The organism is Reyranella sp. (genome assembly GCF_036558665.1).
Lineage (GTDB): Bacteria > Pseudomonadota > Alphaproteobacteria > Reyranellales > Reyranellaceae > Reyranella.
The window spans coordinates 1-11,905 of record NZ_DATBFE010000056.1 but is presented as its reverse complement, the minus strand read 5'-3'; the positions used below and the strand labels follow the sequence as shown (position 1 = coordinate 11,905).

Sequence of the window (11,905 nt, the reverse complement as noted above, 5' to 3'; positions counted from 1 at the left end):
CCGCCGCCCATGCCCTTGGCGATCGCCATCACGTCGGGCGCGACCCCCGACCATTGATAGGCGAAGAGCTTGCCCGTCCGGCCGAACCCGGTGTGGATCTCGTCGTAGAACAGCAGCAGGCCGTACTCGTCGCAGATCGCGCGCAGCGCCTTCAGGAACTCCGGCGTGGTCTCGCGCACGCCGCCCTCGCCCTGGATCGGCTCGACCAGGATGCCGGCCGTCTCGTCGTCGATCATGTCGCGCACGACATTGGCGTTGTTGAGCGGGGCATGGCTGTAGCCGGGCGCCGGCGGACCGAAGCCTTCGAGGTACTTCTCGTTGCCGGTGGCGGCGAGCGCGTTCAGCAGGCGGCCGTGGAAGGCGGCCTGGAAGCAGACGATCTTGTAGCGCTGCGGCTTGCCGTTCACGTACTGGTACTTGCGGATCAGCTTGATGCCGCCCTCGATCGCCTCGGCGCCGGAATTGCAGAAGAACATCGTGTCGGCGAAGCTGAGTTCCGCCAGCCGTTGCGCCAGCTTCTCGCCGTTGCCGATCCGGTAGAGGTTCGAGGTGTGCCAGAGCCGCGCGCCCTGCTCGGCGAGCGCCTTGACCAGCGCCGGATGGCAGTGACCCAGCGCGTTCACGGCGATGCCCGAGGTGAAGTCGAGGTAACGTCGGCCGTCCGTCGCGTAGAGATAGTTGCCCTCTCCGCGTTCGAACACGACGTCCTTGCGACCGTACGTCGGCATCACAGCCGTAATCACAGCGAGGTCCTCCTTCAAAGCAAAAAACCTCGCCGACCCGGCGATTCCGGGCTGGAAACACCGGGTCTTGACGAGGATCGGCCACTATCGGACCGAGGTTGGGGTGTGTCAACTTTGGCCGCCTCCGGGCTCGCCGCTGCCTTGAGGGCCGGCAAGCCCTCTGCTAGGAGACCGCCGCCCCCGAAGATCCCGTCATGACATCGATTCCCACCCGCAACCGTCAGCTTGTCCTGCGCCGCGCCGATTTCCGGTCGGTGCCCGAGATGCTGGACTATGCGGCCCGGGGCGAAACCGGCGTCACCTTCTACAATGCGCGCGGCGAACTGCTTTCGGCCCTGGCGTGGCGGGAGGTGCGGGAGCGGGCGCACGTCACCGCCCGCAAGCTGATCGGCGCGGGCTTTGCGCGTGGCGAGCGGCTTCTCATCACTGCGGATACCTGGCCCGGCTTCTTCGACGCGTTCTTCGGTGCCCAGTATGCGGGCCTGCTTCCGGTCCCGGTGTCGATTCCCGTCGGAATCGGCGGCAAGGAGGCCTATCTCGATCAGCTGCGCCGCCAGTTCGCCGCTTCCGGCGCCGTCGCAGCCGTGGGCATCGACGATCTCGCGGGCTTTCTGGCGGAAGCCGCCCGGGAATTTCCGGGCCTGCGTCTCCATGGCGGTATGGAAGCGATCGATGCGCTGCCCGAGAAGCAGGTCGATCTGCGGCCGCTCGGACCCGACGAGCATTGCTACATCCAGTTCTCCTCGGGCAGCACGCGCCATCCGCATGGTGTGCAGATCACACAGGCGGCGCTGATGGCCAATCTCGCCGGCATCGTCGGCCCGGCGGGCCTCGACGTCTCGCTCGGCGACCGGGCGGTGAGCTGGCTGCCGCTCTATCATGACATGGGGCTGATCGGCTTCCTGATGTCGCCGCTCTGCAGCCAGATGTCGGTCGACTACCTGACGCCGCGCGATTTTGCCCGCCGGCCCATGCAGTGGCTGGGCCTCATATCGCGCAACAGGGCCACGATCGCCTACAGCCCGAGCTTCGGCTACGACCTCGCCACGCGTCGCGGCGCCATGCAGGTGCCCGACGATCTCGATCTCTCGAGCTGGCGGGTGGCCGGGATCGGCGGCGACATGGTGCGCCCCGACGTCCTCGATCGCTTCGCGGAAGCCTTCGCCTCCAGGGGCTTCGACCGCTCGGCCTTCCTGCCGAGCTACGGCATGGCCGAGGTTTGTCTTGCGATCACCTTCAGCGCCCACGGAAGCGGAGCGCAGACCGATGTCGTCGATCGTGCGGCGCTCGGCGAGGCCCAGCGTGCCGAGCCTGCCGCCGATGCCGCGGACGAGCGGCAGGCGCGCCGCTTCGTGATCTGCGGCAAGGTCCTGCCGGGGCACCGGCTCGAAGTGCGCGACGAGACGGGCAAGAGGCTGGGCGATCGGGAGGTCGGCCGGATCTTCGTCAGGGGGCCCAGCATCATGCCGGGTTACCTCGACGATCCCGCCGCGAGCGAGGCTGTGCTGTCGGCCGACGGCTGGCTCGATACCGGCGACCTCGGCTATCTCCTGAACGGCGAGATCGTCGTCACCGGCCGCGCCAAGGACCTGATCATCGTCAACGGCCGCAATGTCTGGCCGCAGGACGTCGAATGGGCGATCGAGGCCAAGCGCGTCGTCAAGAACGGCGACTCGGCCGCCTTCTCGATCGACACGACGGAAGGCGAGCGCGTGGTCGTGGCGGTCCTCGCCCGCGTCGCGAGCGACGAGGCGCGCGTCGCGCTCGCGCGCGATGTGGCGGGCGCGGTACGCGAGGCCATCGCCGTCGACTGCGATGTCGTGCTGGTGCCGCCCACGCTCGGCCTGCCGATGACCTCGTCGGGCAAACTTTCCCGCGCCCGCACCAGGGCAAACTATCTGGCCGGGCTTTACACGCCCGCAGCGCCTTCCTCGAAGCCCGCCGCGGCCTGAGGAGCGACAGGCAGGGTGCGGAAGCGGATCGCGGTCACCGGTGCCACGGGCTTTATCGGACCGCATCTCGTGGCGGCACTGGCGCGGCGAGGCTGGACGCTTCGACTGCTCATCCGCCGGTGGTCGCCCCTGCCCTCGCTCGCCGGCGTAGAGGCCGAGATCGTGTGGGGCGACCTGGCGGACGAGGCGGCGCTCGGCGACCTCGTTGCCGGAGTCGATGCAGTGGTCCATGCCGCGGGGCTCATCAAGGCCCGCCGCTCGCAGGACTTCATGGTCGTGAACCGGGATGGGACGGCGCGGCTGTCGGCCGCCGCGCCTGATGTACCTTTCGTCCTCCTGTCGTCCCTGGCGGCACGTGAGCCGCAACTCTCGGCCTACGCCGCAAGCAAGCGCGCCGCCGAGGAGGTGTTGTCCCGGCGGCAGGCGTCCTGGCTTGCGGTGAGAGCGCCTGCTGTCTATGGGCCCGGCGACCGCGAGACGCTGGCCTATTTCCGGCTGGCCCGGCGAGGGATCGCGTTGCAGCCGGCCATGGCCGGCGCTCGCCTGGCCTTGATCCATGTCGCCGACCTTGCCGAGGCGCTCGCTTCGGCGGTCGAACGCGCTCCGCCGGTCTCGGTCTACGAAATCGATGACGGACACGAGGGCGGCTACGACTATTCCGACATGGCCCGTGCAGCGGGACAGGCGCTCGGTCGTCGGGAACATAAGGTACGCGTTCCTCGTATGATGATGAGGGCCGTTGCCGCGGCGAACGAGGGCGTGCAGTCGCTGGGAGGCCCGCCACGAATTCTTACTTCGGACAAGGTCAATGAGTTGTTTCATCCCGATTGGACGGTTCACGACCACCGTTTCGCCACGGCCGTCGGTTTCACGCCGCGCTTCGATCTCGGCTCCGGCTTTCGCGACACCATCTTGTGGTACCGCGCCCAGAACTGGCTCTAGGGGCGGTGAAACACACCGTAACAATTTGTTATTTCACAAGGATTCGCTCTTTCTGCCACAAGGCGCCATGTCTGATGCCCAGACTGGGGAGCTCCTCTTGCGTACCGCACTAAATATGATCGTCGAGAACGACGACGTCGCCGACACGGTTGTCCTGCGACGGCCGCCCGCGCGTGCCGAAGTAATGGCGGAGATTTGCCGGCAACTCGAACCGTTCCAGGCCGACGACGGCCGCGCGATCACCGGCGCCACGGTCATCGCCAAGGACCTGTCGATCGATTCCCTGGCCGTGATGGACATGGTCATGGATCTCGAGGACGAGTACGACGTCTCGATTCCGATGAACGTCGTGGCGGAAATCCAGACTGTCGACGAGCTGGCCGACACGATCGTTGCGCTGAGCGCGCGCCGCTAAGCTTTCCAATCCATGGGTCTGTTCGACCGCCACGCGGGTCTGCTGGACGCCTACCGCGACGTCCGCACGACCGGCGCCGATCCGTTCCAGATTCGCATGGAACGCGTGCTTTCGCCGACCGAGGCCGTCATCAACGGCAAGAAGACGCTGCTGGTCGGCACCAACAACTACTTCGGCCTGACCTTCGACCCGTCGTGCATGGAAGCGGCGATCGAGGCCATCCGCGCCGAGGGCACCGGTACGACCGGGTCGCGCATCGCCAACGGCAGCTACAGCGAGCACGTGGCGCTCGAGAAGGAAATCGCAGAATTCTACGGCAAGAAGCATTGCATGGTCTTCACGACCGGCTATCAGGCCAATCTCGGCGTGATCTCTACGCTGGTCGGTTCCGATGACTTCCTGCTGATCGATGCCGACAGCCATGCCTCGATCTACGACGCCTGCAAGCAGACCCAGGCCGAGGTGGTGCGCTTCAAGCACAACGACCCGACAAGTCTCGACGCCCGTCTGCGGCGGTTGGGCGACAAGCCGGGCAACCGCGTGGTCGTGCTGGAAGGCATCTACTCGATGCTGGGCGACAGTGCCCCGCTCGAGGACTTCGTTGCGGTCTGCAAGAAGTACAATGCCTATGTGTTGATCGACGAGGCCCATTCGCTGGGCGCGCTGGGCGAGCATGGCCGCGGTCTTTGCGAGGCGGCGGGCGTGCTGGACGACTGCCATTTCATCGTCGGCACCTTCTCCAAGACACTGGGCGCGATCGGCGGCTATTGCGTCTCGGACGATCCGGATTTCGACATCCTGCGAGTGACGACCCGGTCGTACATGTTCACGGCCTCGCTGCCGCCGTCGATCGTCGCATCGGTTCGCCAGGCTTTGCGGATCGTGAAGGCGAGGCCCGAGTTGCGCACGAGGCTCTGGGACAATGTCGCTGCGCTCTACGACGGGCTGGCAGCGCAAGGATTCAAGCTGGGGCCGGAGCACGGCCCGGTGGTCGGCGTTCATCTGCCCGATCGCATGATGGCTATTGGTTTCTGGCGGGCCATGCTCGATGCCGGCATCTATGTGAACGTCGCCGTGCCGCCAGCCACACCCAATGGCGTGTCGCTGTTGCGCTGCTCGGTGTCGGCGGCGCATACCAGGGAACAGATCGATCATACGATCGAGGTCATGGCTGGCATTGGCCGCCAGCTCGGCATACTCGACAGCACGTCGAAGCTCCGCGCCGTCGGGGGCAACCGCTAGCCGTCGCTGCCGAATTGCCGCGCCGTCGCAAACGGAGAAGCCCTGCATGTTCACGCTGGCGCACCTCTCCGACCCGCATCTTCCGACGCCGTCGGCGCATCTGGGCCAGCTTCTGAACAAGCGGGCGACCGGCTACTACAACTGGTGGCGGCACCGCGTGCATCTTCATGTGCCGCAGGCGCTGGCCGTCATCGTTGCCGACATCAAGGCGCAAGCCCCCGACCATATCGCGCTCACCGGCGATCTCGTGAACGTGGCCCTGCCGGAGGAATTTCGTCGCGCCGCGGCCTGGCTCGAAACCTTCGACCGGCCGGATCGGCTGACCGTCGTCCCCGGCAACCACGATGTCTACGTCCCGGTGCCGTGGAACGAAGGCGTTGGTCTCTGGGGCGCCTACATCGCGAGCGACGGCGCGCCACCGGCGGAAGGGCCCGAGGTCTTTCCGATCCTCCGCCGGCGAGGTCCGGTCGCGCTGATCGGTCTCTCGACGGGTGTCCCCAAGCCCCCTTTCCTGGCAACCGGCGACCTCGGGGCGGCGCAGATCGCGCGGGCGGAGAGCCTGCTCGCCGAGACAGCCCGTGAGGGGCTCTGCCGCATCGTGTTGATTCACCATCCGCCGCTCACCGACCAGTCGCGCTGGAAGTCTCTCACCGATGCCAAGGCATTCCAGACCATGATCCGCCGAGTCGGCTGCGACGCCATCCTGCACGGGCACAATCACAGGAGCGAGACCGCGCGCATCGCCGGTCCCGACGGTGCCGTCCCGGTCCTTGGAGTGACGTCGGCCTCGGCAGCGCCGGGCAGCAAGTACGGGCGCGCCCGGTATCACTTGATTCATGTTGATCGCGATCGCAATGGCTGGCGCCTCGAGCTCGAGCTCCGCGCCCTCGCGGCTGACGGCCGCGGCTGCGAACCGGACGGCACGCTCATCTTCCACAGTGCACGCCGTGCTGCCGTGGTAAGTTGAGGAGAATATGGCTTCCTCCGATATCGTGGTCTCGCCGGTTGTCGGCAAGGCGGATCTCAAGGCGTTCATCGATCTGCCCAAGCGGCTGTTCGCCGGCCACAAGGGCTACACGCCCCATCTCAATGTCGAGCGCCAAGAGGCCTTCTCACCGACCAAAAATCCGTTGTTCAAGCACGTCGAGGTCCAGTTCTTCCTGGCCCGTCGATCGGGACGGGTCGTGGGGCGGATCACGGCCCAGATCGACGGCGCCTACCTCCAACGCTACGCCGACAGCACCGGCCATTTCGGCTGTCTCGTGGCCGAGGACGATCCGGCGATCTTCACGGCGCTGTTTGCCGCCGCCGAAAGCTGGCTGCGCGGCAAGGGCATGAAGCGGGTCACGGGACCGTTCAGCCTGTCGGTCAACGAGGAAGTCGGCTTGCTGGTCTGGGGCTTCGATAGCCGCCCGATGCTGCTGGTACCTTATGATCCGCCTTATGCGGGGCCGCGGGTCGAAGGCTGCGGCTATGCCAAGATCAAGGACCTCTTTTCCTACGACTACGACGTCCAGAACGCGCCCGAGACGATCGGCGCCAAGCTGATGGCGCGGGCTGGCATGGCGGGGCGAGTCAAGGTGCGCACGGCGAACATGAAGATGTTCGATGCCGAGGTGCGCACGGTGGTGAACATCTTCAACGACGCCTGGAGCGACAATTGGGGGTTCGTGCCCTTCACCCAGGCCGAGATCGACCATGCCTCCAAGGCCTTCGGCCCGGTGATCGTGCCGGATCTCTGTGTCTTCGTCGAAGTCGATGACGAGGCCGTGGCCTTCATCGTGGCGCTGACGAACATCAACGAGGCGATCGAGAAGTTCAACGGACGCCTGGGTCCGATGAACCTGGTCAAGCTTCTGTGGCGCCTCAAGATCGCCGGCGTCGACAGCACCCGCGTGCCCCTGATGGGTGTGCGCAGGAAGTACCGCAACCACCCGCTGATGGGCGCGGGGCTCGCCATGATGGCCATCGACACGCTGCGTCAGAACGGCAAGCGGCTGGGCAAGACGTCGGCCGAGCTGGGATGGATCCTCGAGGACAACAAGGCAACCAACAACATCATCCGCACGGTGGGCGGGGTGCACTACAAGACGCATCGCGTCTACGAAAAAGCGCTGGCGTGACGGCGCCGCCGCTCGGCGCCAGGCGGCCTGCTTCGGCTTTCGCCCCCCTCGCCAACCGAGCCTTCCTCGGCCTGTGGATCGCCAATCTGCTGTCGAACGTCGGCGGCTGGATGCAGACCACGGGAGCTGCCTGGGAGATGACCAGCCTGACGCGCGAGCCGATCCTCGTGGCGGCGCTTTCGGCCGCGAGCACCCTGCCGATGTTCCTGTTCTGCTTTTTTGCCGGCGTGCTCGCCGACCGGTTCGAGCGCCGGCGCTACATCATCCTCTGCCAATGGTGGATGATGGGTGTGGCGGGCGTGCTCGCCGTCCTCGCCTTGCTGGGCGAGCTCAGCGCCTGGAACCTGCTCGCTCTCAGCTTCCTGATGGGCCTCGGCAACGCCATGAATGCACCGGCCTGGCAGGCCGTGGTGCCCGAGATCGTCGCCCAATCCGAGCTCCGTCCCGCCATCGCGCTGAACAGCGCCGGCTTCAACCTGGCCCGCACCATCGGCCCGGTGATCGGCCAGATCCTGCTCGGTCTGGTGGGAGTCTTCCTCCTCTTCTTCATCAATTCGATCACCTATATCGGGGTGATCTTCGCCATGCAGGCCTGGAAACGGCCGCCCGAGGCGCACGCCGCGCAGCGCCGCGAGGGCTTCGTCGAGGCAGCCCGCGCCGGCGTTGCCTACGTCCGCGGCTCGGGCGAGCTGAAGGCGGTGTTCGCCCGTGGACTCTGCTACTTCGTGCCCGGCATCGCTCTCAGTACCCTGCTGCCGGCGATCGGCCGGTTTTCGCTCGGCCTCGACGAGTTCTCCTTCGGCCTCCTCTACGCCGCCTTCGGGGTCGGTGCCGTCTCCGGGGCGCTTGCGATGCCGGCGATCAACCGGCTGCTCGGCTCCAGTCGCGCCAATATCTGCGCGATGGGCCTGCACGCCCTGGCCATGATGGTCGCCGCTCTGGTCATGCAGCCGGCCGTCTTCGCCGTCTGCCTCGCCATGACCGGCGCCTGCTGGATGACGGTGATCGCCAACAACAGCACATCGGTACAGATGATCCTGCCCAACTTCATGCGCGCGCGCGGCATGGCCGCCAATCAGATGCTGTTCTTCGGCGCCATGGTCGGCGGCTCGCTGCTGTGGGGCAAGATTGCCGACGTCTGGGGCGTCAGGGTGGCGCTGATCGTCGCCGCGGTCTCGCTGGTGCCGTTCACCGCGCTCGCGGCGTCGATACGGCTGCCGCGCACCTCGTCGCCGCGATTGTGAATCGGAACCGTCGGCGTTTGTGTGTCGTTCACGGCACAAGATTGGTAAAAATTCTGTCGACAGGGAAGAATCCGCTTGTAACGGCGTACATTAGTTGTAGATACCAAACGAAGACGCCCACGCACGTGCCGCTGGCCCATAGTGGTTACGCAACGACGGAAAGCGTCCTTTTTGGCAGTGCCGGCCTCGCGCCGGGTCCGGGAAGGAGCTTCTGAGATGGTTGCTTGCTGTGCGGGGCGCGATCCCCGCTATCGTGTCCGTTGCCCGGCGACTTTCGCCCGGGCCACCTCGTTCGACCTTCCGCTTCGGCGGACGACCTCTTTGTCGAGTATCGGCTGACGACGCCGCCCGTCCCATTTTTCGGACGGGCTGCCGTACGTCACTGCCGTCACTTCCTCGAACCAGCCAGACATTCAGACGGGGGACCCCCCAGCGATGACCGAGCGTATTTTCCGCTATCTTCGTGAGCAGCAGCCCGAGACGCCGTGCCTGGTGATCGACCTCGACCTGGTCGAGCACAACTACCGCCGCATGCGCGAACTCCTGCCGGCGGCCCACATCTTTTACGCGGTCAAGGCCAATCCGGCGGCGCAGATCCTGGCGCGCCTCGCGGGCGTGGGCTCGAAGTTCGATACAGCATCGCGCGGCGAGATCGAGCTGGTGCAGGCCACCGGCGTGTCTGTGGACCGCATCTCCTTCGGCAACACGATCAAGAAGGAGAAGGACATCGCCTGGGCCTACGAGCAGGGCGTGCGTCTGTTTGCCTTCGACAGCGAGGGTGAACTGCAGAAGCTCGCGCGCGCCGCGCCGGGAGCCCGGGTGTTCTGCCGCGTGCTGGTCGATTGCGGCGGCGCCGAATGGCCGCTCAGCAAGAAATTCGGCTGCGCGCCGGAAATGGCCAAGGACCTGCTGCGCAAGGCCAAGGACTGGGGGCTCGACGCGTACGGTGTCTCCTTCCATGTCGGCAGCCAGCAGACCGACCTCGAGCAGTGGGACAGGGCGCTGGCCCAGGTCTCGCAGATGTTCTTTGCGCTCGCCGAGGAAGGCGTGGACCTGCGCATGGTCAACCTAGGCGGCGGTTTTCCCGCTCGCTATCGCGCCGAGGTCAGCACCATCGAGGCCTATTGCGAGGCCGTCGGCCGCGCGCTCGTGCGCCACTTCGGCAATCGCATGCCCGAGGTGATCATCGAGCCTGGCCGATCCATGGTGGGCGACGCTGGCGTGATCCAGAGCGAGGTCGTGCTGGTCTCGCGCAAGGCAGCCAACGACCGCAAGCGCTGGGTCTATCTCGACATCGGCAAATTCTCCGGTCTGGCGGAGACCATGGGCGAGAGCATCAAGTACCGGCTGCGTACCACGCGTGACGGCACGCGCGTGGGACCCGTGGTGCTGGCAGGCCCGACCTGCGACTCCGCCGACATCCTCTACGAGAAGACGGAATACAAGCTTCCGCTCTCGCTGAAGCCGGGCGACAAGGTCGAGATCATGTCGACCGGCGCCTACACGACGACCTACTCGTCGGTCGCCTTCAACGGCTTCGCGCCGCTCAAGGCGATCTGCATCTAAGCCCTCGTTTCCACGCCGAAGCGAACCGACGGGGCCTTGAGAAAGGCCCCGTCGCCGTTTATCGACCACTCGACGATCAAACAGGGGGAGCGCCGACATGGCGAAGAGAGCCGCGCGCAAGGCATCGAACAGGAAGTATCTCGCCTTCAAGGGCCGCATGGTGATGATCGGCTTCGGTTCGATCGGCCACGGTGTCCTGCCGCTGATCCTGCGCCATATCGGCATCAAGCCCGGCCAGATCACCATCATCGCCGAGGATGCGCGCGGCGGCTTGCCCGAGGTCAGGCGCTATGGCGTCGAGTTCATCCAGAAGCGGCTCACCCGGTCGAACTATCGCCAGACTCTGGCCGGCCGGCTGGGCAAGGGCGATTTCCTTGTCAACCTCTCGGTCGAGGTGGCCTCCACGTCGCTCGTCGAGCTCTGCCAGGAGAAGGGAGCGCTGTACATCGACACCTGCATAGAGCCTTGGCCCGGTGGCTATACCGACCCCGGCCTCTCGGTCTCTCGGCGCTCGAACTACGCCTTGCGCGATACCATGCTGAAGCTGAAGCCGCGCTACCGCGGCGGCCCGACGGCGGTGATCGCCCACGGCGCCAACCCGGGGCTCGTCTCGCACTTCGTGAAGCAGGCGCTGGTCAACCTCGCCCGCGATAGCGGCCTGAAGATCGCCGTCCCCGGTACGCGCGAAGGCTGGGGCAAGCTGGCCCGGCGACTGGGCGTCCGGGTGATCCATATCGCCGAGCGCGACACCCAGGTCTCGCCGCGGCCGAAGGAAGTCGGCGAGTTCGTCAACACCTGGTCGATCGACGGCTTCGTCTCCGAGGGCAGCCAGCCCGCCGAGATGGGCTGGGGCACCCACGAGAAGGGCCTGCCGTTCGACGGCGCGCGCCACGACTTTGGCTGCGGCGCGGCGATCTACCTGAACCGCCCGGGCCTGGTGACGCGCGTGCGCACCTGGACGCCGATCGAGGGGCCGTTCCACGGCTTCATCATCACGCACAACGAGTCGATCTCGATGGCCGACTACTACACGCTGCGGGATGGTGACAACATCACGTACCGGCCGACCGTCCACTACGCCTACCACCCGTGCGACCAGGCGATCATGTCGATGCACGAGTGCGCCGGGAAGAACCTGCACCAGCAGAAGAGCCAGCGCCTGATCGTCGACGAGATCACCGAGGGCCGCGACGAGCTGGGTGTGCTGCTGATGGGCCACCAGAAGGGCATCTACTGGTACGGCAGCCAGCTCGACATCCACGAGGCGCGCGAAGTCACGCCGTACAACAACGCGACCTCGATCCAGGTCTGCGCGCCGGTGCTGTCAGGCATCATCTGGGCGCTCGAGAACCCGGACCGCGGCATTGTCGAGGCCGACGAAATGGACTTCGAGCGCAACCTCGCGATCTCCATGCCCTATCTCGGCCCGGTGGTCGGCAAGTACGGCAAGTGGACGCCGCTCGAGGACCGCGAGCGGCTGTTCCCCGAGGACCTCGACCGCGACGACCCGTGGCAGTTCAAGAACTTCCGCGTGGTGTGATCCGGTGTCCCGAATACCTCGATAGCCTGCTGGACGAAGAGTGCGCGCGGCGGTCAGCCTAGATGGCCGGCCATCACACGCCCAGCAGCGCGCGCTCGCGGGTCGCCGAGACGGCCAGCAGCGCGCTGTCGAGGTCGA

General features: G+C 66.2%; 10 protein-coding genes. 9 read left to right on the top strand and 1 reads right to left on the bottom strand.

Going from position 1 to position 11,905, the window contains the following annotated elements; translation table 11 throughout:
* On the bottom strand, positions 1-728 hold a 728-nt coding region (locus VH499_RS07905), incomplete at its 3' end, for an acetylornithine transaminase (protein ID WP_332052161.1).
* A 209-nt stretch (positions 729-937) separates the two neighbouring features.
* Here VH499_RS07905 and VH499_RS07900 point away from each other — a divergent pair.
* From VH499_RS07900 to VH499_RS07860, 9 genes are all read left to right on the top strand, one after another.
* Entirely contained in the window at positions 938-2,695 is a 1,758-nt protein-coding gene (locus tag VH499_RS07900; protein WP_332052160.1) for a fatty acyl-AMP ligase, read from the top strand.
* 15 nt (positions 2,696-2,710) lie between these two features.
* Positions 2,711-3,637, top strand: a complete 927-nt coding sequence (locus VH499_RS07895; RefSeq protein ID WP_332052159.1) for an NAD-dependent epimerase/dehydratase family protein — start codon at positions 2,711-2,713, stop codon at positions 3,635-3,637.
* A 115-nt stretch (positions 3,638-3,752) separates the two neighbouring features.
* The gene (locus tag VH499_RS07890; RefSeq protein ID WP_332052158.1) at positions 3,753-4,052 is read left to right on the top strand and encodes an acyl carrier protein; all 300 of its coding nucleotides are present in this window, start codon (positions 3,753-3,755) and stop codon (positions 4,050-4,052) included.
* 12 nt (positions 4,053-4,064) lie between these two features.
* Entirely contained in the window at positions 4,065-5,294 is a 1,230-nt protein-coding gene (spt, locus tag VH499_RS07885; protein WP_332052157.1) for a serine palmitoyltransferase, read from the top strand.
* 46 nt (positions 5,295-5,340) lie between these two features.
* Entirely contained in the window at positions 5,341-6,261 is a 921-nt protein-coding gene (locus VH499_RS07880; RefSeq protein WP_332052156.1) for a metallophosphoesterase, read from the top strand.
* A gap of 7 nt (positions 6,262-6,268) precedes the next feature.
* Positions 6,269-7,417 (top strand): dATP pyrophosphohydrolase, encoded by a 1,149-nt coding sequence (locus VH499_RS07875; protein WP_332052155.1) that lies wholly within the window; start codon positions 6,269-6,271, stop codon positions 7,415-7,417.
* Positions 7,414-8,661: an MFS transporter gene (locus VH499_RS07870; RefSeq protein WP_332052154.1), complete on the top strand. Its 1,248-nt coding sequence runs from the start codon at positions 7,414-7,416 to the stop codon at positions 8,659-8,661. Before VH499_RS07875 ends, VH499_RS07870 begins: the two co-directional genes overlap by 4 nt.
* Before the next feature lie 435 nt (positions 8,662-9,096).
* Entirely contained in the window at positions 9,097-10,227 is a 1,131-nt protein-coding gene (locus VH499_RS07865; protein ID WP_332052153.1) for a type III PLP-dependent enzyme, read from the top strand.
* 97 nt (positions 10,228-10,324) lie between these two features.
* Positions 10,325-11,767 carry a homospermidine synthase gene (locus VH499_RS07860; RefSeq protein WP_332052152.1) on the top strand — a complete coding sequence of 481 codons (1,443 nt, stop codon included), beginning with the start codon at positions 10,325-10,327 and terminating at the stop codon, positions 11,765-11,767.
* The last annotated feature ends 138 nt before the right edge of the window (positions 11,768-11,905 follow it).